This is a genomic window from Streptomyces sp. NPDC104313 (genome assembly GCF_055583985.1).
On sequence record NZ_JBVJMW010000017.1, the window covers coordinates 125,669 to 147,983 of the forward strand.

Annotated in this window: 19 protein-coding genes and 2 pseudogenes; 11 read left to right on the forward strand and 10 right to left on the reverse strand. The window is 71.9% G+C overall.

From position 1 onward, the window contains the following. The first annotated feature begins 60 nt into the window (after nucleotides 1-60). From ACZ60Q_RS30875 to ACZ60Q_RS30885, 3 genes are all read left to right on the forward strand, one after another. On the forward strand, nucleotides 61-1,395 hold the full coding sequence (locus ACZ60Q_RS30875; protein ID WP_381874789.1) for a M20/M25/M40 family metallo-hydrolase: 1,335 nt from the start codon (nucleotides 61-63) through the stop codon (nucleotides 1,393-1,395). 153 nt (nucleotides 1,396-1,548) lie between these two features. Continuing rightward, nucleotides 1,549-1,782, forward strand: coding sequence for a chaplin ChpH (gene chpH / locus ACZ60Q_RS30880; protein ID WP_469640856.1), 234 nt, complete (start codon nucleotides 1,549-1,551; stop codon nucleotides 1,780-1,782). 139 nt (nucleotides 1,783-1,921) lie between these two features. Next, a complete protein-coding gene (locus tag ACZ60Q_RS30885) occupies nucleotides 1,922-2,737 on the forward strand; it encodes a chaplin (protein WP_469640857.1) in 816 nt (271 codons plus the stop codon). Nucleotides 2,738-2,807: 70 nt separating this feature from the next. Here the strand turns inward: ACZ60Q_RS30885 and ACZ60Q_RS30890 are convergent, their stop codons facing one another. After that, nucleotides 2,808-2,996, reverse strand: coding sequence for a DUF5703 family protein (locus tag ACZ60Q_RS30890; protein ID WP_469640858.1), 189 nt, complete (start codon nucleotides 2,994-2,996; stop codon nucleotides 2,808-2,810). Nucleotides 2,997-3,043: 47 nt separating this feature from the next. Between ACZ60Q_RS30890 and ACZ60Q_RS30895 the strand changes: the two genes are divergently transcribed. Next, nucleotides 3,044-3,709, forward strand: coding sequence for a hypothetical protein (locus ACZ60Q_RS30895; protein ID WP_469640859.1), 666 nt, complete (start codon nucleotides 3,044-3,046; stop codon nucleotides 3,707-3,709). A gap of 101 nt (nucleotides 3,710-3,810) precedes the next feature. Here the strand turns inward: ACZ60Q_RS30895 and ACZ60Q_RS30900 are convergent, their stop codons facing one another. Both ACZ60Q_RS30900 and ACZ60Q_RS30905 read right to left on the reverse strand, forming a co-directional pair. After that, on the reverse strand, nucleotides 3,811-6,120 hold the full coding sequence (locus ACZ60Q_RS30900; protein ID WP_469640860.1) for a helix-hairpin-helix domain-containing protein: 2,310 nt from the start codon (nucleotides 6,118-6,120) through the stop codon (nucleotides 3,811-3,813). After that, nucleotides 6,117-7,100 carry an aldo/keto reductase gene (locus ACZ60Q_RS30905; RefSeq protein WP_469640861.1) on the reverse strand — a complete coding sequence of 328 codons (984 nt, stop codon included), beginning with the start codon at nucleotides 7,098-7,100 and terminating at the stop codon, nucleotides 6,117-6,119. Before ACZ60Q_RS30905 ends, ACZ60Q_RS30900 begins: the two co-directional genes overlap by 4 nt. Nucleotides 7,101-7,238: 138 nt before the next feature. Between ACZ60Q_RS30905 and ACZ60Q_RS30910 the strand changes: the two genes are divergently transcribed. Together ACZ60Q_RS30910 and ACZ60Q_RS30915 are read left to right on the forward strand one after the other, a co-directional pair. Further along, nucleotides 7,239-8,288 carry an LLM class F420-dependent oxidoreductase gene (locus ACZ60Q_RS30910; RefSeq protein WP_469640862.1) on the forward strand — a complete coding sequence of 350 codons (1,050 nt, stop codon included), beginning with the start codon at nucleotides 7,239-7,241 and terminating at the stop codon, nucleotides 8,286-8,288. 222 nt (nucleotides 8,289-8,510) lie between these two features. Beyond that, entirely contained in the window at nucleotides 8,511-9,299 is a 789-nt protein-coding gene (locus tag ACZ60Q_RS30915; RefSeq protein ID WP_469640863.1) for a ferritin-like domain-containing protein, read from the forward strand. A 28-nt stretch (nucleotides 9,300-9,327) separates the two neighbouring features. Here ACZ60Q_RS30915 and ACZ60Q_RS30920 read toward each other — a convergent pair. Next, nucleotides 9,328-10,321: pseudogene (locus ACZ60Q_RS30920) on the reverse strand (magnesium and cobalt transport protein CorA). Nucleotides 10,322-10,375: 54 nt separating this feature from the next. Between ACZ60Q_RS30920 and ACZ60Q_RS30925 the strand changes: the two are divergent. From ACZ60Q_RS30925 to ACZ60Q_RS30945, 5 genes and pseudogenes are all read left to right on the forward strand, one after another. Further along, nucleotides 10,376-11,098, forward strand: a complete 723-nt coding sequence (locus tag ACZ60Q_RS30925; RefSeq protein ID WP_469640864.1) for a histidine phosphatase family protein — start codon at nucleotides 10,376-10,378, stop codon at nucleotides 11,096-11,098. A 70-nt stretch (nucleotides 11,099-11,168) separates the two neighbouring features. Next, nucleotides 11,169-11,759: a DUF3090 domain-containing protein gene (locus tag ACZ60Q_RS30930; protein WP_469640865.1), complete on the forward strand. Its 591-nt coding sequence runs from the start codon at nucleotides 11,169-11,171 to the stop codon at nucleotides 11,757-11,759. Beyond that, nucleotides 11,723-12,562: an SCO1664 family protein gene (locus ACZ60Q_RS30935; protein WP_469640866.1), complete on the forward strand. Its 840-nt coding sequence runs from the start codon at nucleotides 11,723-11,725 to the stop codon at nucleotides 12,560-12,562. Before ACZ60Q_RS30930 ends, ACZ60Q_RS30935 begins: the two co-directional genes overlap by 37 nt. Nucleotides 12,563-12,683: 121 nt before the next feature. Next, the gene (gene mshC / locus ACZ60Q_RS30940) at nucleotides 12,684-13,913 is read left to right on the forward strand and encodes a cysteine--1-D-myo-inosityl 2-amino-2-deoxy-alpha-D-glucopyranoside ligase (protein ID WP_469640867.1); all 1,230 of its coding nucleotides are present in this window, start codon (nucleotides 12,684-12,686) and stop codon (nucleotides 13,911-13,913) included. 212 nt (nucleotides 13,914-14,125) lie between these two features. Beyond that, nucleotides 14,126-14,419: pseudogene (locus tag ACZ60Q_RS30945) on the forward strand (NPCBM/NEW2 domain-containing protein); the annotation flags it as partial. Nucleotides 14,420-14,500: 81 nt separating this feature from the next. Here ACZ60Q_RS30945 and ACZ60Q_RS30950 read toward each other — a convergent pair. From ACZ60Q_RS30950 to ACZ60Q_RS30975, 6 genes are all read right to left on the reverse strand, one after another. After that, nucleotides 14,501-15,553, reverse strand: a complete 1,053-nt coding sequence (locus ACZ60Q_RS30950) for a PAC2 family protein (protein WP_469640868.1) — start codon at nucleotides 15,551-15,553, stop codon at nucleotides 14,501-14,503. A 194-nt stretch (nucleotides 15,554-15,747) separates the two neighbouring features. Then, nucleotides 15,748-16,806 carry an LLM class flavin-dependent oxidoreductase gene (locus ACZ60Q_RS30955; RefSeq protein ID WP_469640869.1) on the reverse strand — a complete coding sequence of 353 codons (1,059 nt, stop codon included), beginning with the start codon at nucleotides 16,804-16,806 and terminating at the stop codon, nucleotides 15,748-15,750. 129 nt (nucleotides 16,807-16,935) lie between these two features. After that, nucleotides 16,936-18,546, reverse strand: coding sequence for a glycerol-3-phosphate dehydrogenase/oxidase (locus ACZ60Q_RS30960; RefSeq protein WP_469640870.1), 1,611 nt, complete (start codon nucleotides 18,544-18,546; stop codon nucleotides 16,936-16,938). A 14-nt stretch (nucleotides 18,547-18,560) separates the two neighbouring features. Next, nucleotides 18,561-20,105, reverse strand: a complete 1,545-nt coding sequence (gene glpK / locus ACZ60Q_RS30965) for a glycerol kinase GlpK (RefSeq protein WP_469640871.1) — start codon at nucleotides 20,103-20,105, stop codon at nucleotides 18,561-18,563. A gap of 39 nt (nucleotides 20,106-20,144) precedes the next feature. After that, nucleotides 20,145-20,936 carry an MIP/aquaporin family protein gene (locus tag ACZ60Q_RS30970; RefSeq protein ID WP_469640872.1) on the reverse strand — a complete coding sequence of 264 codons (792 nt, stop codon included), beginning with the start codon at nucleotides 20,934-20,936 and terminating at the stop codon, nucleotides 20,145-20,147. Nucleotides 20,937-21,325: 389 nt separating this feature from the next. Then, nucleotides 21,326-22,090, reverse strand: a complete 765-nt coding sequence (locus ACZ60Q_RS30975) for an IclR family transcriptional regulator (protein ID WP_032752890.1) — start codon at nucleotides 22,088-22,090, stop codon at nucleotides 21,326-21,328. Nucleotides 22,091-22,315: the final 225 nt, after the last annotated feature.

Genomic DNA, 22,315 nt, shown 5'->3' on the forward strand with positions numbered 1-22,315 from the left:
GGGGCCGTGGGCGCGGGAGGATGAGGAAGGAGCACCACAGCGACAGTGGAAGGAACCAGCGTGAGCGAGAGCAGCACGGGCAGGGCCGTCACCGGTGGCAACGCCGAGAGGGAGGTCGTCGACCTCTGTCGTGACCTGATCCGGATCGACACCAGCAACTACGGCGACCACTCCGGCCCCGGTGAGCGACTCGCGGCCGAGTACGTCGCGGAGAAGCTCGCGGAGGTCGGCCTGGAGCCGCAGATCTTCGAGTCGCACAAGGGACGGGCCTCCACAGTCGCCCGCATCGAGGGCGAGGACCCCTCCCGCCCGGCGCTCCTGATCCACGGGCACACCGACGTCGTCCCGGCCAACGCGGCGGACTGGACGCACGACCCGTTCTCCGGGGAGATCGCGGACGGCTGCGTCTGGGGCCGGGGCGCGGTCGACATGAAGGACATGGACGCGATGACCCTCGCGGTCGTCCGCGAGCGCATGCGCACCGGCCGCAAGCCCCCGCGCGACATCGTGCTCGCCTTCCTCGCGGACGAGGAGGCCGGCGGGACGTACGGGGCGCGCTACCTCGTCGACAACCACCCCGGGCTCTTCGAGGGCGTCACCGAGGCGATCAGTGAGGTCGGTGGCTTCTCCTTCACCGTCAACGAGAACCTTCGGCTGTATCTGGTGGAGACGGCCCAGAAGGGCATGCACTGGATGAAGCTGACCGTGGACGGCACCGCCGGGCACGGTTCGATGATCCACAAGGACAACGCCATCACGGAGCTGTCCGAGGCGGTCGGGCGGCTGGGCCGGCACAAGTTCCCGGTGCGGGTCACCAAGACGCTGCGGCACTTCCTGGACGAGCTCTCCGACGCGCTGGGCACCGAGCTGGACCCGGAGAACATGGACGAGACGCTCGCCAAGCTGGGCGGCATCGCCAAGCTCATCGGCGCCTCCCTCCAGAACACCGCCAACCCCACGCAGCTGGGCGCCGGCTACAAGGTCAACGTCATCCCGGGACAGGCGACCGCCCACGTCGACGGCCGGTACCTGCCGGGGTACGAGGAGGAGTTCCTCGCGGACCTGGACCGGATCCTCGGGCCCAACGTCCGGCGCGAGGACGTGCACGCGGACAAGGCCCTGGAGACCACGTTCGACGGCGCGCTGGTCGACGCCATGCAGACCGCGCTGGTCGCCGAGGACCCCATCGCCCGGGCCGTGCCGTACATGCTCTCGGCCGGCACCGACGCCAAGTCCTTCGACGACCTCGGCATCCGGGGCTTCGGCTTCGCCCCGCTGAAGCTGCCGCCGGAGCTGGACTTCGCCGGGATGTTCCACGGCGTCGACGAGCGGGTCCCGGTCGACGGTCTGCAATTCGGTGTGCGAGTGCTCGACCGGTTCATCGACCACTCCTGACCGCTCCGTGACCGATTCACCGTCGATTCGTCCACCAGTGCGGACATGTCCGAACGAGTGAAACGAGCCGTTCACACGTAGCCCCGCCATTTTCTCCTCGTTAGAGGGTTTGCGGTCCGCGGCTGGGACCGCGTTTTCCAACTAGGAGGAATCATGATCAAGAAGGTCGTCGCAGTTGCGGCTGCTACGGGTGGCCTCGTTCTCGCGGGTGCGGGCCTGGCTTCCGCCGACGCGGGCGCCCAGGGTGCTGCCATCGGCAGCCCCGGCGTGCTCTCCGGCAATGTCGTCCAGGTTCCGGTCCACGTGCCGATCAACCTGTGCGGCAACACGATCTCCGTGATCGGTCTGCTGAACCCCGCCTTCGGCAACACCTGCGTCAACGCCTGACGTTGAACGTCAACCCGTAAGGGTTTGAGCTCGACCGGTCCCGGAGCGCACTCCATGCGCTCCGGGACCGTTCGGCATTCGGCTCCCGCACGGTCATGTCCGGGGGCTTTTCGGAAGCCAGAAGGCAGGAAACGAACCTATGCGACAGGTCACTCGTAAAGGCCTGATCACCATGGCGGCTGCGGGCGGAGTGCTCGCACTGAGTGGCGGATACGCTCACGCCGACTCCGGGGCGGCCGGCACCGCCGCCGGCTCGCCGGGCGTGCTGTCCGGCAACTCGGTCCAGGTCCCGATCGACATCCCGGTCAACGTCTGCGGCAACTCCATCAGCGCCGGCGGCCTGCTGAACCCCGTCTTCGGCAACGACTGCGGAAACGGATCAGCAGCAGCATCCGACCGCTCCGGGGACCGCTCGGCAGCTCCCCGGAGCCGCCCGGTCCCGGGCGGCTCCGGAAACGGCGCCCAGGCCGGCGACACCACCGCCTCCGGCGGGCACGCGGACGCGTCGGACCGGCACTCCGAGCCCGGCACCGGCCGTCACCGGGCCCCGGGTGGCGGCGCCGCGGCCGAAGGGATCGCCCAGGGCTCGCCCGGCATCCTCTCCGGCAACTCGGTCCAGGCGCCGATCGACACCCCCGTGAACCTCTGCGGGAACAGCGTCACCATCGGCGGCCTGCTGAACCCCGTCTTCGGCAACAGCTGCTCCAACGACGCCGAGGTTCCGCCCCCGCCGCCCGAGCAGCCGGAGAAGCCCCCGGTCACGCCGGAGCAGCCGGTCGTCCCGCCGGCCAACCAGCCGCCCGAGCCGAATGCTCCCGAGCCCCAGCACTTCCCCGATGAGCAGCTCGCGCAGACCGGTGGGGGCGGGCTCGAACTGCTCATCCCGGCCAGTGCCGGACTGCTGCTCGCCGGTGCGGGATCGGTCCTCTACCGCCGCTCGCGCAGCGCCGCCTGATCCGGGCGCGCACAGCTCCGCACAGCCCGGACAGGGGAGCGGGCCCCGCGACGGCAGGGCCCGCTCCATGTCACCAGGTGGCCCGTAGCTGACGGATGATCCGTCTGCGCATCCGCACCCTGCGGCTGCCGTCCCTGCGCAGCGTCAGGCGGTCCAGTTCCCAGTGTCCGTACTCGGCGTGGTCGGTCAGGAGTCGGGCCGCTTCCTTGCGGGAGACCCCGCGCGGCACGTACACGTCGACGAATTCGTATTCCGGCATCGCATCTATTGTGCGGGCAGAGGCCCGGTACGGATAGCGTCTGCACTATGTCTGATGCTGCGCAGCCCACCGCTGCCGAGGTACGTGCCGCCGCCGAGGCGGTCAAAGCCGCGATCGACCGCCACCTCGACGCGGTCGAACGCCGTACCGGGGACGACGACCCCGCCGTCTACGACGCGTTCAACGGCCTTGCCGCTGCCGCCGAGGTCTACGACGAACTTCTCTACGAGCGCTACGACGAAGTCACCCCCTTCGAGATCCCCGGCGCTGACGACTCGCTGCCTCCCTACGCCGGGCCCGCCGAGCCCAGCGCGCTCAGCGTCCTGATCCGGCGCGACTACGTGGTCGCGGAGCCTCCGCGCCTGCTCGCACAGGCTCAGCGCCTCGCCGACCTCGACACGGGTCCGGGCGGTGGAGCGGACACGGCCCCGGTGGTCGGCACCAGCGTCCACGCCGCGCTCGGCGTGCTCTTTGGTGAGTACGAACCGGACGAGATCGCCTCCCGGCACAAGGAATTCGGCCTGGAGGAGGGCGACTCCACGCTCTGGGTCTCGGCCGGGGAGGCGCCGCCGGAGCCGGGGGAGTGGCTCGGCGCCCCGTTCGAGGACGCCGACCCCGAACTGGTGGTCTGCCGCTTCGACGTCAGCGCGGTATTCGACGAGGAGGACGAGTCGGACGAGGACTTCGCCGGGCCCTTGGCGGGCGGCCTCTGACCCCTCTCCTCCCTCCCGCACCGGACGTGACGGTGGGGCCCCGGCGCACCTTGAGTTCCGGCGCACCGGGGCCCCACCGCTGTCCGGATCAGTTCAACCGCTCAGGACGACGCGTCGGGCGTCGGGAGAGCCTCCAGCAACGGGCGCAGCCGTGTCGTCCGCTCCTGGGCCGGAACCTGCGCCACCGCGTGCGGGAGCGCCTGGTCCACCCCGTGCACCACGGACAGATGCCGCTCGCCCCGGCCGAACGCGGTGTACACCCACGGCCTGCTCAGCCCCTGCACGGCGTCGCCAGGCAGCACCACGACCGCGGCGGGCCAGCGCATTCCGGCCGCCTGATGGGCGCTGAGGGCCCAGCCGTGCCGCACCGACGACTCCACCCGCTCCTGCGGTACGAGGACGGGGACGCCCCCACAGTCCAGCCGCAGCCCCTCGGCGTCGGCCGAGCGCACGACCCCGGGCACCGTCCGGCCGGGCGCGGGCACATGGACCACGCGGTCGCCCGGGTCGAAACCGCCGAACCGGCCGGGGCCCGGGTTGAGCCGCTGCTTCAGTGCCTCGTTCAGTGCCCTGGTCCCGGCGGCCCCACCATGGCCCACGGTGATCACCTGGGTCTCCTCGGCGGGGATGCCGAACGCCCGGGGTACTGAATCCGCGACCAGCTGCACGGTGCGGTGGACGGCCTCGCCCGCGTCGCGGACCGGGACGATCACCACCTCCTTGCCCGGGGCGTCGACCTGGTTCAGCTCGCCGATGCCGATACCGGAGACCAGCTCGCCGATCGGTCCGGGGTCCGGGGTGCGGGAGACGACCTGCGGGCAGGAGTGGGAGGCCAGCACATCGGCGAACACCCGCCCGGCGCCCGCGGAGCCCAGCACGCCCGGGTCGCCGCTCAGCACCAGCCGGGCGCCGTCGGCCAGCGCCTCGACCAGGACCGCCGCGCCCTCCACGTCCAGCTGCGGGGCGTCCAGCACGACCAGCAGGTCCAGGGCGAACGCCCCGTCCTCGTCCCGGCCGGGGCCCTGCGCACCGGACAGCAGGCCGGCCAGCGTGACCGCCGTGTCCGGATCACCGGTGGCCGCCGCGAGCCGTCGGCGGCCGTCCTCGCTGTGGGTGGCGCCCAGGGCCCGCAGCCCCAGGCCGCGCGCCGCCGCGATCAGCGCCGCGGGCTCGGCCCGGGCCGCCTCGCCGCCGCTGTGCGCGACCAGCCCGGCGACGGCCGCCGTACGGATCAGCTCGGCGGCCGACGGGCTCGGGGCGGCGGCGGCCGCCGCCGCCCAGTCGGCGGCCTTCTCACAGGCGTTGACCAGCCGTGCCAGGCCGTCGGCGAGACTCTCCTCGGCCAGCGCGTAGCGGTCCAGGCCCAGCAGCACCTGGACCGGCTCCCGGGCCGCGCCGGCGTCCTCCGCGAGGCCCGCTTCCCCGGCCTCCGCCTCGGTGTCCTCCGGCTCCTGCTCCTCGCCCTCCCCGAAGAGCAGGGCGACGCCTTCCTCGACGGCGTCCCGCACCGCCGCGTCCGGATCGCCTACCGCATGCTCGGCGAGCGCCTCCCGCACGGCCTGCGCGTCCAGCGCGGTGTGGCCCTGGAGCGCGGCGCGCTCCAGCAGCCGGCCGATCAGGGCCGCCGTCCTGCGGCCGTCGTCCGGTCCGCAGTCGGCGCCCAGCAGGGCCCGTGCGAAGCCGTCGGCCTGTTCCGGCCGCACGCCGGGCACGGCCAGCAGCTGCCAGGGGTCGGTGCGCAGCAGCTCGGCCGCCTGCTCGCCGAGCGCGCCGACGGCCGGGCGGGCCAGGGCCTCGGGGGCCCCGCCCTCCGTGAGCACCGTGAGCACCGAGTCCAGGGCCTCCGGCGTGGCGGTTTGTGCCGCGGGGTCGGCCCGGGGCGCGGGCGGCCGGGGCGGCTGTGCCCCGGCCGGGGCGGGACGAGGGGGGGCCGGGGCGGTGGCGGGCCGGTCGAAGAACGCGGTGCCCGCCTCCTCGCCGCTCTCCACGGCGCGGACGGCCGCGAGCAGATCGGCGGCCGTGCCGCTCAGACCCGTACCGGCGGCGATGGGCGCGTCCTTCTCCGCCTTGCGCTTGTCGATTCGCTTCCGCAGCTCGCGCTGGGCGGCCAGCTCGGCCTGCGCCTCCGAGAGCTCGGCGGCGGGCGCGGCTTCGGCGGGCGCGGCGTCAGCGGTCGCTTCGGTCTCCCCGGCCTTCCCGTCCTCCGCGTCGCCCCTCGCGTCGTCCTCACCGTCCGCCGGAGTGCCCGAGGGCTCGCTGCCTTCGGACTCATCGGACGCGTCAGGCGCATCGGGCGCATCGGGCGCTTCGGCGTGCTCGGGGCCTTGGGCACCGGCCTCCGGCGGGGACACGGTGTCCTGTGGTGTGTCCGTGCCGACGGTGCCGGGGGTCTCCCCGGGAAGCGCAGTCACAGCGTGCTCCAGTCCTGGTCGGGATAGCGGTGCACGGGCGCCGACACATCGTCGAGCGCCTGGCAGATCTCGTAGGGAAGACTAAGCGCCTCTACTGACAAAGCCTCCGTGAGCTGCCCGGCGTTGCGCGCACCGACGATCGGCGCGGCCACCCCGGGCCGGTCCCGGATCCAGGCGAGTGCCACCTGGAGCGGGCTCGTCGCCAGTCCGTCCGCCGCCGTCGCCACCGCGTCGGTGATGCGGGCCGCCGCGTCGTCGAGATACGGCTCGACGAACGGGGCGAGCCGTATCGACGCGCCCCGGGAGCCGGACGGGGTGCCCCGGCGGTACTTGCCGGTGAGCACGCCGCGCCCCAGCGGCGAGGACGGCAGCAGCCCGATCCCGAGGTCCAGCGCGGCGGGCAGCACCTCGCGCTCGATGCCCCGCTGGAGCAGCGAGTACTCCATCTGCGTACTGGCCAGCCGGGTGCGCACCCCGGGCGCGGCGAGCTGCCAGGTGGCGGCCTTCGCCAGCTGCCAGCCGCAGAAGTTCGAGACGCCCGCGTAGCGGACGCGGCCGGAGGACACGGCGAGGTCCACCGCCTGGAGGGTCTCCTCCAACGGGGTCGACGGGTCGAAGGCGTGGACCTGCCACAGGTCCACGTAATCCGTGCCGAGCCGTTCCAGGGACGCGTCCAGAGCGGCCAGGAGGTGCCCGCGCGAACCGTCGAAGCGGCGACAGGGGTCCGGGACGTTGCCCGCCTTCGTGGCGAGGACCAGATCCTGACGGGGGACCAGGCTCCCCACGAGCCGCCCGAGCAGATATTCGGCCTCGCCGCCGCCGTACACATCGGCGGTGTCCACCAGGGTGCCGCCCGCGTCCCAGAAGGTCTTGAGCTGGTCGGCGGCGTCGTGCTCGTCCGTGTCCCGGCCCCAGGTGAGGGTGCCGAGCCCGATCCGGGACACGCGAAGGCCGGTACGGCCGAGATGCCTCTGCTCCATGGGCGCTGAGATTACTGGCCATGGCCCCACCGGGTGGAGGCCTGTGGACAACCGGGGGTCCGCCGGGCCTGCCGGATCCCCGACACCCGCGCTAGAGTCCGGAGAAAGAGACGTTACTGATCAGTAAGGGGAGCGGCTATGCGGCTCGGCATCAATCTGGGTTACTGGGGCGCCGGCATGGACGGCGACAACCTCGCCGTCGCGCAGGAGGCCGACCGGCTCGGCTACGACGTCTGCTGGGCGGCCGAGGCCTACGGTTCCGACGCCCCGACCGTGCTGACCTGGGTCGCTGCCCGGACCGAGTCGATCGACGTCGGCTCCGCGATCATGCAGATCCCGGCCCGCCAGCCCACCATGACGGCGATGACCGCCGCCACCCTCGACTCGCTGTCCGGCGGCCGCTTCCGGCTCGGCCTCGGGGTCTCGGGCCCGCAGGTCTCCGAGGGCTGGTACGGCGTGAAGTTCGACAAGCCGCTGGCCCGCACTCGGGAGTACGTGGAGATCGTCCGCAAGGCGATGACCCGCGAGCGCGTGTCGTACGAGGGAGCGCACTGGACGCTGCCGCTCCCCGGCGGTCCGGGCAAGCCGATCAAGCTCACCGTGCACCCCCAGCGCGAGCACATCCCGCTCTACATCGCCGCGATCGGCCCCAAGAACCTGGAACAGACCGGCGAGATCGCCGATGGCGCCCTGCTGATCTTCCCCTCCGCCGAGCACCTGGAGGAGACCGCGATCCAGCCGCTGCGCGCGGGCCGGGAGAAGGCCGGGAAGACGATGGAGGGCTTCGACGTCAGCCCGACCCTGCCGCTCGCCGTCGGCGACGACGTGACCGGTCTCGCCGATATGTTCCGCCCGTACACCGCGCTGTACGTCGGCGGCATGGGCAGCCGTGAGCAGAACTTCTACAACCAACTCGCCCAGCGCATGGGATACGGGAAGGAGGCCGCCGAGATCCAGGACAAGTACCTCGGCGGGGACAGGGCGGGGGCGGCCGCCGCCGTGCCGCACCAGCTGATCGACCAGACCGCGCTGCTCGGTCCCGTCGAGCGGATCGCCGAGCGGATGCAGGCCTACGCCGCCGCCGGGGTCACCACACTCAACCTCGCCCCGGCCGGTTTCACGCTGGAGGAGCGGCTCACCGCCCTGCGCGCCGGCACGGACGCCCTGGAGCGCTCCGGACTCGCCTGACGGGTCCCGGGACAGCACTACGGCCGTGGTGGGGGCTCGGGGGTCCTCCCCGCCACGGCCGTCACCGGGAACAACGCGCCGCGCCCCCGGGGTTACGTCGCGCCGCCGTGCGCCGGCCGTGACCGCTCCGGGTTGCCGACCGCCCCGCCGGGCCTTTGACTCTCCCTGCGGACTACTCCGCGGACTTCGGCTCCGCGGGCGACGGGTACGGAGGTAGCCGGAATGCTCTCAGCGCAGACCCTGTTCCAGGAGATCCTGGACAACGACGAGTCCTACCGGCTCTTCTGTTCCATCGCCGCGAGCGGCGAAGCCCAGGGCGGCTGGGAGAACGCCCGTATCGCCGCCCTCGTCCCGGAGGGCTGCCGCGATCTGGCCCCCAGGATCGTCCGGCACGGCGCCGACGAGGACAAGCACGGCAGGATCTTCAACGCGCTCCTGAAGAAGCGCGGACTGCCGCCCGTCGAGGTCCCGCCGGAGACCGACTACACGATGCTCCTGGAACAGCAGGGCATCGGCCTCGCACACTCCCGGCTGCGCGGCGAGGAGCGGCTCACCGAGCGCGACATCATCACCTATCTGGCCCACAGCCGCGTCACCGAGCAGCGCGCCTCCGAGCAGATGCGCCTGCTGCGCCGGTACTTCGCCGACCACCCCGACATCGGCCGCGCGGTGAAGATGATCTCCCACGACGAGGACAACCACCTCGCCTACTGCCACGAGGAGCTGCTCGCACTCGCCCGCGCCGGGCACGGCCGGACCATCCAGCGGATCATGCGCGAGTGCGCCCTGGCCGAGATCCGCGTCTACCGCGACGTCAGCCTCGCCGTGATGGCCGCCATGGGCCGGGTGCTCGGCTGGTCGCGGCCCAAGGCGGCCGTCCTCGCCGCGGGCATCCACGCGGTGTACGCGTACGAGCGCCTCGTCGGCTGGCGGCGCATGGTGAGCCTTAAGACGCCGCGGCGGCGCGACGCGTTGGGCAGCTCCGCCGCACCGGAACGTGAGTACGCCTGAGCGCGCACGGCCCGCGGTCACCGGGCGCTCAGAGCCAGCCGCGCCGCTTGAACAGCCGGTGGAGACCGAAGACGGCGCAGCCCATCGACGCGACCACCGCCGGGTAGGTCCACACCCAGTGCAGCTCCGGCATGTGGTCGAAAGTTCATGCCGTAGACGCCCGCCACCATCGTGGGGACGGCGGCCATGGCCGCCCAGGCGGAGATCTTGCGCATGTCGTCGTTCTGCCGCACGCCCATCTGGGCCAGATGGGCCGACAGAATGTCCGAAAGTAGTCGGTCCAGCCCCTCCGCCTGCTCGTTGGCGCGCGTCAGATGGTCGGCCACGTCCCGGAAGAACGGCTGCGCGTGCTCGTGGACGAACGGCACGCCCGCTCCCGCGAGCCGGGCCATCGGAGCGGTCAGCGGTCCGGCCGCCCGGCGGAACTCCAGCACCTGCCGCTTGAAGGTGTAGATCCGGGCCGCGGTGTTCTTCGAGTCGCCGCCGCTCGGGGCGAACACCTGCTCCTCCAGCTCGTCCAGGTCGAGCTGAAGCTCACCGGACACGTCCAGGTAGTGGTCCACGACGGCGTCGCTGACCGCGTACAGCACCGCCGTCGGGCCGTGCTTCAGCACCTTGGGCTCGGCTTCCAGCCGGCGGCGCACGGCCGCCAGCGGGGCGCCCTCGCCGTGCCGGACCGTCACCACGAACGAGTCACCTATGAAGACCATCAGCTCGTCGGCGCTGACCGTGTCGCCCTCGGGTTCGTAGACGATCGGCTTGAGGACCGCGAACAGGGAGTCGTCGTACACCTCGAGCTTGGGCCGCTGATGTGCCCGCAGCGCGTCCTCCACGGCCAGCGGGTGCAGCCCGAACTCGTCCCGTACGAGGTCGAACTCCTCCTCCGTCGGCTCATGCAGCCCGATCCACAGGAACGCCTCCCGTGAGGCCCGCGCCTCGTCCAGGGCATCGGAGAAGTCGTCGGGCCGTTCGGTGCGGCGCCCGTCCCGGTAGATGGCACAGTCCACGATCACGGCGGGCATTCTTCCCTGTGACAGGCTCCCGCGCACCTTCGCCGTCCCTCTAGGCTGGCGAGTATGCCCACGCTGATCCTCGTACGCCACGGACGCTCCACCGCCAACACCGCCGGAGTGCTCGCGGGCCGCACCCCCGGCGTCTCCCTCGACGAACGCGGCGCCGAACAGGCCGCGGCCCTCCCCGCGCGACTCTCCGCCGCGGCCCCGGTCCTCGCCGTCAGCAGCCCGCTGGAGCGCTGCCGGCAGACACTCCAGCCGCTCCTCGACGCCTGCCCCGACCTGCCCCTGCACACCGATGACCGCATCAGCGAGTGCGACTACGGCCACTGGTCGGGACGGAAGCTGGCCGAACTCGCCGATGAGCCGCTGATGTCCGTCGTCCAACAGCACCCCTCCGCGGCGGTCTTCCCGGGCGGTGAGTCGATGCGCGCGATGCAGGCCCGCGCCGTCGACGCCGTACGCGACTGGAACGAACGGGTCGAGGCGGAGCACGGTGCGGACGCCACCTACGTCATGTGCTCGCACGGCGACGTCATCAAGTCCCTCGTCGCCGACGCCCTGGGCATGCATCTGGACCTCTTCCAGCGCGTCCACGTCGACCCCTGTTCGGTCACCGCGATCCGCTACACCCGGCTGCGCCCCTTCATCCTGAGGCTCGGCGACACCGGTGACCTCTCCTCCCTGGCCCCCCGTGAACACCCCGTCGGGGCGGACGCCGCCGTGTCCGCCCCGGACGACGGCTCGGCGGAGGCGACGGTCGGGGGTGGTGCGGGCGCGCCGTGATCGCTCCGGGCAGTAGGGTGGACGCGCCGTAGCGCCGCCCAACCACCATCGAAGCTCTAGGGAGCAGGACGTGTCCCGTCAGGTGTTCCTCTACGACCCACCGGACCGATTCGTGGCCGGTACGGTCGGGTTGCCTGGCCGCCGTACGTTTTTCCTGCAGGCGTCCACCCAGGGCCGGGTCACCAGCGTCGCCCTGGAGAAGGCCCAGGTCGCCGCTCTCGCCGAGCGGATCGACGAACTGCTCGACGAGGTCGTACGCCGCACCGGGGGCAACTCCCCGGTGCCCGCGGTGGCCCCCGCCGCCGTCTCCGACACCGCGCCGCTCGACGTTCCCGTCGAGGAGGAGTTCCGGGTCGGCACCATGGCCCTGGCCTGGGACGGCGAGGAACAGCGCATGATCGTCGAGGCGCAGGCCCTCGTCGAACTCGACGCCGGCTCCGAGGACGACCTCGCGGAGGCCGAGGAGAAGCTCCTCCAGGACGAGGAGAACGGCCCGCCGATGCTCCGGGTCCGGCTCAGCGGCGCCCAGGCCCGCGCCTTCGCCAAGCGGGCCCTGGACGTCGTCAACGCCGGCCGCCCACCGTGTCCGTTGTGCAGCTTGCCACTTGATCCGGAAGGACACGTATGCCCGCGCCAGAACGGATACCGTCGCGGAGCCTGACGGACACCGACCTGCTCACCCTGCTCACCGAGGGCGTGATCACCGTCCTCGGGCAGGTCGGCGGGGCGTCCAACGCGGTGCTGCACTGCACGGTGGCGTACGAGGGCGAGGAGCGCGCCTGCGCCTACAAGCCGGTCGCGGGGGAGCAGCCGCTGTGGGACTTCCCCGACGGGACCCTCGCCCAGCGGGAGGTCGCCGCGTACGAGATCTCCCGGGCGACCGGCTGGGACCTCGTGCCGCCGACCGTGCTGCGGGAGGGGCCGTACGGGCAGGGCATGTGCCAGCTCTGGATCGATGGCCCCGCAGCCGATGAGGACGCGCCCTCGCTGCTGGCGCTCGTCGAGGGCGAGGAGCCCGGTGACGGCTGGAAGGCCGTGGGCTTCGCGGACGTGGGGGAGGGGAAGACCGCGCTGCTGGTGCACGCCGACGACGTCCGGCTCCAGCGGCTCGCCGTGCTGGACGCGGTGATCAACAACGGTGACCGCAAGGGCGGACACCTGCTGCCGGCCCCCGGCGGACAGCTCTTCGGCATCGACCACGGTGTCACCTTCAACGCGCAGGACAAACTGCGGACCCTGCTCTGGGGCTGGGCGGGCGAGCCGCTGACCGAGGAGGCGCTGGCGGTGCTGGGCCGGCTGGCCGGTGAGCTGGCGCCGGGGACCGTCCTCGCCACCCGGATGGCCGAACTCATCACACCGGCCGAACTGGAGGCCCTGCGGGAGCGGGTCGCCGGGCTGGTCAAGAGCGCCGTGCACCCGCAGCCGAGCGGTCAGTGGCCGCCCATTCCCTGGCCGCCGGTGTAGAAGCCCCTCGCGACAGGGCCGGGCCTTACCGCCTGCCAGGTGTTTCACGCAAGAGGGCCTCTTCGGACAGGTTTCCGGAGCCGGTTCGTATCCGGAAGCATCGTCCGGTTAGGCTCATGACATGCATGCCTGGCCCGCTTCTGAGGTCCCCGCCCTGCCTGGCAAGGGCCGCGACCTTCGGATCCACGACACCGCGACCGGCGGACGGATCACCCTTGACCCCGGTCCCGTCGCCCGCATCTATGTCTGCGGCATCACGCCGTACGACGCGACCCATATGGGTCATGCGGCGACCTACAACGCGTTCGACCTCGTTCAGCGCGTGTGGCTCGACAACAAGCGGCAGGTTCACTATGTCCAGAACGTGACCGACGTGGACGATCCGCTGCTGGAGCGGGCCGTGCGCGACGGCCAGGACTGGATTGAGCTCGCGGAGCGCGAGACGGCGCTCTTCCGCGAGGACATGACCGCCCTGCGGATGCTGCCCCCGCAGCACTACATCGGAGCCGTCGAGGCGATACCGGGCATCGTGCCCCTCGTCGAACGCCTCCGGGACGCGGGCGCCGCCTACGAACTGGACGGCGACGTCTACTTCTCCGTCGACGCCGACCCGCACTTCGGCGAGGTCTCCGGCCTCGACGCCGAGGCGATGCGCCTGCTCTCCGCCGAGCGCGGCGGCGACCCGGAGCGCCCCGGCAAGAAGAACCCCCTCGACCCGATGCTCTGGATGGCCGCCCGCCCGGGCGAGCCGAGCTGGGGCGGGGCCTCCCTGGGCGAAGGCCGCCCGGGCTGGCACATCGAGTGCGTAGCCATCGCGCTCGACCACCTCGGCATGGGCTTCGACATCCAGGGCGGCGGCTCCGACCTCGCCTTCCCGCACCACGAGATGGGGGCCTCCCACGCCCAGGCGCTGACCGGCGAGCACCCGTTCGCCAAGGCGTACGTCCACGCCGGAATGGTCGGCCTGGACGGCGAGAAGATGTCCAAGTCGCGCGGCAACCTGGTCTTCGTCTCGACGCTGCGCCGCGACGGCGTGGACCCGGCGGCCCTCCGCCTCGCCCTGCTCTCCCGCCACTACCGCTCCGACTGGGAGTGGACCGACCAGGTGCTGGCCGACGCTGTCGAGCGCCTCGGACGCTGGCGGGCCGCCGTCTCGCGCCCCGACGGGCCGTCGGCCGACGCGCTGGTCGAGGAGGTCCGCGAGGCCCTCGCGGACGACCTGGACAGCCCTTCGGCGCTCGCCGCGGTGGACCGCTGGGCCGCGCTCCAGGACGCGGAGGGCGGCACGGACGAGGGCGCGCCCGGCGTCGTCTCCCGTACGGTCGACGCCCTGCTGGGGGTCGCGCTGTAGGACCGAGCGCGGCTCCCGCCGCCCGATCCGATCAACCGGACCCGGTCCCGGACTTCTCCACGAAGTTCGGGGCCGGTTCCTTTTTGTTCATGGCCAGGTGCTTGAAGTTGCGCTAAAAGCTCGCTATGCAAACATCAACGCGCATGAGAGTGGTGGTAGTCGCTGCGCTGCTCGGGCTGCTCGGGCTGCTCGGGCTGCTCGCGGGGCCCGGCGGGGCCCACGCCGACTCCGGCATCGCCGTCCACCTCGGGGGCCGGTGCACCGCGTTCACCGCCGACGTCGGGATCGACGACGAGATCAACGGCTACGGGGAAGTCGCGTTCTCCGTGGAGGGCGACGGCAAGGTGCTGTGGACCTCGCCGAAGCTGACCGGGGCATCGGCGACCCTGCCGGTGGACGTGAGGCTCGACGGCGTACGGCAGGTGCGCCTGAAGGTCACCGACACCAACGGGTCCAGGACCGGGGACCACGGCGACTGGGCCGCGGCGAAGTTCCACCGCGCCTGAGCCGCACCCGGACCCACGAACAGGAGCGCCGCACGGGATCCTCTCCCGTGCGGCGCTCCGCGGTTCGCCACCGCCGTGCGGTCAGTCCTGGTCGGGAGCGCTCCCGGAACCTTCACCGGAGTCGTCCCCCGGCGCGTCGTCAGGCCCCTGGGCACCCTTGTCGCCGGAGGCTTTCCCCCGCCCCGTCTCCGGACGCGGCGGCTTCGGCGGGCGGGTGCGGCCGCTGGAGGAATCGCGCAGATACGGCACGTCCCCGGTCTCCGTCGCATGGCCGCCCGGCCCCTGTCCGGGACCGCCGTCCCGCCGTCGCAGATAGCGCTCGAACTCCCGGGCGATGGCCTCGCCGGACGCCTCGGGGAGCTCCGCGGTGTCCCGCGCCTCCTCCAGCGTCTGCACGTACTCGGCGACCTCGCTGTCCTCCGCGGCCAGCTGGTCCACACCGAGCTGCCAGGCCCGTGCGTCCTCGGGCAGCTCGCCCAGCGGGATGCGCAGCCCGATCAGGTCCTCAAGACGGTTCAGCAGGGCCAGCGTCGCCTTCGGGTTCGGCGGCTGCGACACATAGTGCGGAACCGCCGCCCACAGGCTGACCGCGGGCACCCCGGCGTGCGTGCACGCCTCCTGAAGGACCCCGACGATGCCCGTGGGACCCTCGTACCGCGTCTCCTCCAGGTCCATCGTCCGTGCCAGGTCCGGGTCCGAGGTGACCCCGCTCACCGGCACCGGCCGGGTGTGCGGGGTGTCGCCGAGCAACGCGCCCAGGATGACGACCATTTCGACGCCCAGCTCATGGGCGAAGCCGAGGATCTCGTTGCAGAAGGACCGCCAGCGCATCGACGGTTCGATGCCGCGTACCAGGACCAGGTCCCGGGGCTTCTCCCCGCCCACACGCACCACGGACAGCCGCGTCGTCGGCCAGGTGATCTTCCGCGTACCGCCGTCCAGCCACACCGTGGGCCGGTTGACCTGGAAGTCGTAGTAGTCCTCGGCGTCCAGCGCCGCGAACACCTCGCCCTTCCACTCCCGGTCCAGATGACCGACCGCTGTGGAGGCGGCGTCCCCGGCGTCGTTCCAGCCTTCGAACGCGGCCACCATGACCGGGTCGATCAGCTCGGGCACCGACTCGAGCTCGATCACCCGGGCCTCCTTCCGATGTCTCCATACGTACGGAGCAACCTTACGGCTTCCGGGCCTCCACCCCGCAGCCCTCTCGCACGGCCGGGTGAACCCTGCCACCGGGAGTGGATCAGCGGGCGGATCAGTGCATCATGGCCCCCGCGTCGCGGGGGCCGGCCGGCTCCACGTCGGTACCGCGGCGAGCCGGCTCCGTGTCAGCGCCGGGGCGAGGACGGCGCCTCCCGCCGCACCACCGGGGCGATCTCCTGCGCGAACCGCTGGAGCGTCTCCAACTGCTCCGGCCTCTCCAGCCCGAAGCCGTCCACGGTGATCGACTGGAGATCGTGGCGGTAGACCTCGTGCCAGCCGAGGATCTTGTCGATGATCTGCTGCGGGCTGCCGATCAGCTGCGGGCCGCCCTCGATCGCCTCCTCGATCGTGCGGAACGGTGTGTTGTAGCCGGCCCTGCCCTCCAGATGCGGCTTGAAGGTCTGCCGCACCCGCGCCTCGTACAGGTCCTTGTACCGCTCCACGGCCGCCTGCGAGCTGTCGGCGATGAGGAGTCCGCCCGATCCCGCCGCCACCTCGGCATCCGCCGGATCATGCCCGTACGCCTCGAACCGCTCCCGGTAGTGGGCGATGAGCCTGGCGTACGCCTCGCGCGGCTGGATGGCGTTCGCGGTGAACAGCGGGTCGCCGTGTTTGGCCGCCAGCTCGGGGGAGTTGAGGCTGGTCGCCGAGCCGTGCCACACGCGCGGCACGCCCGCGTACGGGCGCGGCACCGTCGTCACGTTCTTCAGGGGCGGCCGGAACTCGCCCTCCCAGTCGACGCCCTCCTCGCTCCACAGCCGCCGCAGCAGCTCGTACTTCTCCTTCTGAAGGTCCCACTGCCGTGCCTCGTCGAGCCCGAACAGGTCGAAGTGGCCCGCCTCCGCGCCCTTGCCGACGACCAGTTCGACCCGACCCCGGGATATCTGGTCGAGGGTCGCGAAGTCCTCCGCCACCCGGACCGGGTCGAGGATCGCGACGACGGTCACCCCGGTGAGCAGCCGGATGGTGCTCGTACGGGCCGCGATCGCGCCCAGCACCACGTTCGGACTGGAGGAGAGGAAGGCCCCGGCGTGCCGTTCGCCCACCGAGTACGCGTCGAAGCCGAGCCGCTCCGCCACCGCGGCCGTGTCGATCACTTCCTCGAACCGGTCGGCGGCCGGGAGGAGTTCGCCGGTGAGCGGGTGCGGTTCGTGGCCGATCAGGGAGAGCACGGAGAATCTCATGAACTCCACTTTCCCCGGGGCACGTTGCGAACGTATGGCGGGAGTGTGGCGCGTGCGCCGGGGCGTTCGCGCACGCCGACGGGGGCGGCTCCGTGGGAAGCCGCCCCCGTCCCCGCGACCGCGGGTGGGTCAGTCCTTCTCGGCCAGCAGCTTCTCGACGCCGGCGCGGACGTCGTCCGTCGCCAGGCCCCGGATCGTCAGCGTGGTCCGGCGGCGCAGCACGTCGTCCGCCGTCTCGGCCCACTCGTGGTCCCGGGCATAGGCGACCTGGGCCCAGATCTCCGGGGCGTCCGGGTGGACGCGCTCGGCCAGTTCCGGGCTCTCGTTGGCCAGGCGGGCGATGTCGAAGGCGAGCGATCCGTAGTGTGTGGCCAGGTGCCGGGCGGTGTCCGGCGCCATCCGGGGGCCGGGGGCGGGGCCGTCGATCAGCAGCCGGTGCGCTACCGCGTTCGGGTTGGCGATACCGGGCAGCGGCAGCTTCCTCGGCAGCCGGTTCATCGGCTCCATGTCCTCGGCCAGCGGGTGCCCCGGCAGGGCGGCCAGCTTGTTCATCACGGTGCGGCCGATGTGGCGGAACGTCGTCCACTTGCCGCCGGCGACCGACAGCATCCCGCCGCGGCCCTCCGTGACGACCGTCTCGCGCTTGGCCTTGGAGGTGTCGCCGGGACCGCCGGGCAGCACCCGCAGCCCCGCGAAGGAGTACGTGATCAGATCGCGCGACAGCTGCTGGTCCTTGATCGAGAACGCCGCCTCGTCGAGGATCTGCGCGGTGTCCGCCTCGGTCACCGCGACATCGGCCGGGTCGCCTTCGTACTCCTCGTCCGTCGTGCCGAGGAGCAGCATGTCCTCCCACGGCAGAGCGAACGTGATCCGGTACTTGTCGATCGGGGTGGCCAGCGCCGCCCGCCACGGCCGGGTCCGCTTGAGAACCAGGTGCGCGCCCTTGGACAGCCGGATGGAGGGGGCCGCGTTCGGGTCCTCCATCTTCCGCAGGTGGTCGACCCAGGGGCCGGTGGCGTTCAGCACGAGCCGGGCGGTGACGCCGAACTCGGTGCCGTCCGCGCTGTCCTTCAGGTCGGCGCCGGTGACCCGGCCCCGGGTGAAGCGCAGGCCCGTGACGGCCGCGTGGTTCAGGACGACCGCGCCCGCCTCGACGGCGGCGCGGACCGTCATCAGGGCCATACGGGCGTCGTTCATCTGGTCGTCGCCGTAGACCGCGACGGCCTTCAGCTGGTCGGTGCGCAGCTCGGGGACGTCGCGCTGCGCCTTGGCCGGGCTGATCACATGGCCGACGCCGTCGCCGAACGCGGAGAGCGCGGAGTAGGCGAAGACGCCCGCGCCGAGCTTGGCCGCGCCGTGCGGGCCGCCCTTGTAGACGGGCAGGTAGAAGGTGAGCGGGTTGGCCAGGTGCGGGGCCACCTCGCGGGAGACCGCGCGACGCTCGAAGTGGTTCTCCGCGACCAGCTTGACCGCGCCGGTCTGGAGGTAGCGCAGCCCGCCGTGGAGGAGCTTGGAGGAGGCGGAGGAGGTGGCGCCGGCGAAGTCACCGGCGTCCACCAGGGCCACCCGCAGCCCGGACTGCGCGGCATGCCAGGCGGTGGAGATGCCCAGGATGCCGCCGCCGATGACCAGGAGGTCGTACGTGGCCCGGGACAGCTGCTCCCGGGTCTCGGCGCGGCTCGGCAGCGAGCCGGAGGCCGGGTGCGTTCCGAGGGCGGGAACGCTCTGCAGGGTGGTCATGGTGATGCTCCTCGTCAGCTTTCTTCGTCCTCGATCCAGCCCATGGTCCGTTCGACGGCCTTGAGCCAGCTCTTGTACTCGCGGGCACGGGTGTCCGCGTCCATGCGGGGTGTCCACTCGGCGGCCCGGCGCCAGTTGGCGCGCAGCGCGTCGGTGTCCGGCCAGAAGCCGACGGCGAGACCGGCGGCGTAGGCGGCGCCGAGGCAGGTGGTCTCGGCGACCATGGGGCGCACCACCGGCGCGTCCAGGAAGTCGGCGAGCGTCTGCATCAGCAGGTTGTTGGACGTCATGCCGCCGTCGACCTTGAGCGCGGTCAGCTCGACGCCGGAGTCCTTCGTCATGGCGTCGCTGATCTCGCGGGTCTGCCAGGCGGTGGCCTCCAGGACGGCACGGGCGATGTGCGCCTTGGTGACGTAGCGGGTGAGGCCGGTGATCACGCCCCGGGCGTCGGGACGCCAGTAGGGGGCGAACAGGCCGGAGAAGGCGGGCACGAAGTACGCGCCGCCGTTGTCCTCGACCGAGGAGGCGAGCGTCTCGATCTCGGCGGCCGACTTGATCAGGCCCATCTGGTCGCGCATCCACTGCACCAGCGAACCGGTGACCGCGATGGAGCCCTCCAGCGCGTACACCGGGGGCTTGTCGCCGATCTGGTAGCCGACGGTGGTGAGCAGCCCGTTGTACGAGTTCACCGGGGTTCCGCCGGTGTTCATCAGCATGAAGGTGCCGGTGCCGTACGTGGACTTGGCCTCGCCCTCGGCGAAGCACGTCTGGCCGAACAGCGCCGCCTGCTGGTCGCCGAGGGCGGAGGCGACCGGGATGCCGTCGAGGATGCCGCCCTTGGCGTGGCCGTACACCTCGGCGGAGGAGCGGATCTCGGGGAGCACCGCGGCCGGGATGTCGATGGACGTGAGGATCTTGTCGTCCCACGCCATGGTGTGCAGGTTCATCAGGAGGGTGCGCGAGGCGTTGGTGACGTCGGTGACGTGCACCCCGCCGTCGGTGCCGCCGGTCAGGTTCCAGATGACCCAGGAGTCCATGGTGCCGAACAGGATGTCGCCGCTCTCGGCGCGCTCGCGCAGCCCCTCGACGTTGTCGAGCAGCCAGCGGACCTTGGGTCCGGCGAAGTACGAGGCCAGCGGCAGCCCGGTCTCGCGGCGGAACCGGTCCTGGCCCACGTTGCGGCCGAGCTCCTTGCAGAGCGCGTCGGTGCGGGTGTCCTGCCAGACCAGCGCGTTGTGCACCGGCTCACCGGTGTTCTTGTCCCACATCAGCGTGGTCTCGCGCTGGTTGGTGATGCCGATCGCCTTGACGTCGGCGGAGGTGATGCCGGCCTTGACGATGGCCCCGGCGACGACCTCCTGGACGTTCTCCCAGATCTCGGTCGCGTCGTGCTCGACCCAGCCCGGCTTCGGGAAGATCTGCTCGTGCTCCTTCTGGTCGACGGAGACGATCCGGCCGTCCTTGTCGAAGACGATGCAGCGGCTGGAGGTGGTGCCCTGGTCGATGGCCGCGATGAACGGCCCGGTGCCGTGGGTGCCGGTGGTGTGTGCGTCGGTCACGGTGTGCTCCCGGAAGTCTGTGAGGTGATGAGAGTGCGGCTACGCGAAGGCGAGGTTGTAGAGCCCGCCGGCGAGTGCGCCGCCGACGAGCGGACCCACGATGGGTACCCACGCGTAGCCCCAGTCCGAACCACCCTTGTTCGGCAGCGGCAGCAGGGAGTGCACGATGCGCGGACCGAGGTCGCGGACCGGGTTGATGGCGTAGCCGGTCGGGCCGCCGAGCGAGAGTCCGATGGAGACGACGACCAGGGCGGTGATCAGCGCGCCGAGGGTGCCGAGGCCGTTGCCCTCGTTGTTCAGGCCCTGGGTCAGGATCGCCAGGACCAGCACGGCGGTCGCGATGATCTCGGTGATCACGTTCTGCACGCCGTTGCGGATCTCCGGCCCGGTGGAGAAGATCCCGAGCACCGGGCCCGCCTTCGGGGCGGCGGTCCGGTCGACCATGCCCTCGTCGGTGGACTTGGTGCCGACGATCTCCGGGTCGGTCAGATGGGCGTGGAACTGGCCGTAGTAGACCGCCCAGACCAGCAGGGCGCCGATCATCGCGCCGAGCAGCTGCGAGCCGAGGTAGAGGGGGACGTCGCCCCACGCGGTGCCGCCCTCGATGGCGAGGCCGACCGTGACCGCGGGATTGAGGTGGGCGCCCGATACGCCGCCGGCGAGATACGCGCCGGTCAGCACGGCGAAGCCCCACCCGAGGGTGATGGCGAGCCAGCCGGCGTTGTGCGCCTTCGAGCGCTTCAGCGTGACGGCGGCACAGACACCACCGCCGAGCAGGATGAGTACGGCGGTACCTATGGTCTCGCCGATGAAAATGTCGGAGCTGGACACCCGCGACTCCTTTGTCCTTCGTCCAGGGGAGAGCGGAGCACCGGTCCCGCCGGTGTTCCGCGCCCCAGGTGGGTATCCACGAAGCGTGGGCAGCCCACCTGTAAGGGCTTGACCGGCCCTTGGCACTGTCACACCCTAACGCGTATAGCCGTTAGGTGTTCGACAATGCCGACCGTTGAACGGCAGTGTTTCCCCCGAGTGAAGGAAGCGTCAAGGGTTCTGTGGTCCACGACTCGGTGCGCGACGCGATCGTTACCGCGTGCGGGATGTGCCGGGGCGCGGGCGCCCGCCCCACCGGCGCCCGGCGGGCGAGGCCGCGTGCGGGACGGGTGCGCGGAGCGGCGATGCCCGCGGCGGTGCGGGGAGCGGGAGGAGGGCCGTGCGGATCGTCAGAAGCGGCCGGCGCCCAGATCCCGCGAGACCGCGCGGGCGCAGTCGCGTACGGCCGCGATCAGCTCGGGGCGCAGCGTCCCGCCCGGGGCCACCCGCTCCACCGCGCCCGTCACGGCGACGGCCCCGACGGGCATCCTGCGCCGGTCGTGGATCGGGGCGGCCACCGCGGCCACGCCCTCCCAGGTCTCCTCGGCGTCGGCGGCCCAGCCCTGGGCCCGGATCAGGTCGAGCATCGACTCGAAGGCGTCGGCGGCGGTGACGGTGCGCCCGGTGAAGGAGCGGCGCTCCGCCTCCATGACCTCGCTGTGGGCCACCGGGTCGTACGCGGACAGCACCTTTCCCAGCGCCGTGGAGTGCAGCGGCTGCATGGCCCCGACCTCCAGCACCTGGCGGCTGTCGTCGGGCCGGAAGACATGGTGGACGATCAGCACTCCGTGCTGGTGCAACACCCCGAGGTGGACGCTCTCGCCGCTGGAGCGCGCCAGGTCGTCCGTCCAGACCAGAGCGCGCGCCCGCAGCTCGTGGACGTCCAGATAGCTGTTGCCCAGCCGCAGTAGTTCCGCGCCCAGTTGGTAGCGGCCCGACGCCGCGTCCTGCTCGACGAAGCCCTCCAGTTGGAGCGTGCGCAGAATGCCGTGCGCGGTGCCCTTGGCCAGCCCCAGTGAGGAGGCGATGTCGGAGAGCCCGAGCCGGCGCTCGCCGCCCGCCAGCAGGCGCAGCATCGCGGCTGCCCGCTCCAGCGACTGGATGTTCTTGGCCATCGCGCCGTACTCCTCCACCTCGGTTCGACAATGCTGAACACTATCGGTCGATGCCGACCTACGTCGGACTCCGAGGGAAAGTCCCCGCCACCGGTCCGTCCGCGCCGCACCCGCACAGCATGCAGTCCGTCCCATGGACGCACCTACGGTCCCGGGCGGTGTCCGGCTAGGCTGGCGAGGTGCGCCTTCCCCAAGAAGGACGCAAAGCCGACAGCCGTCGCATCC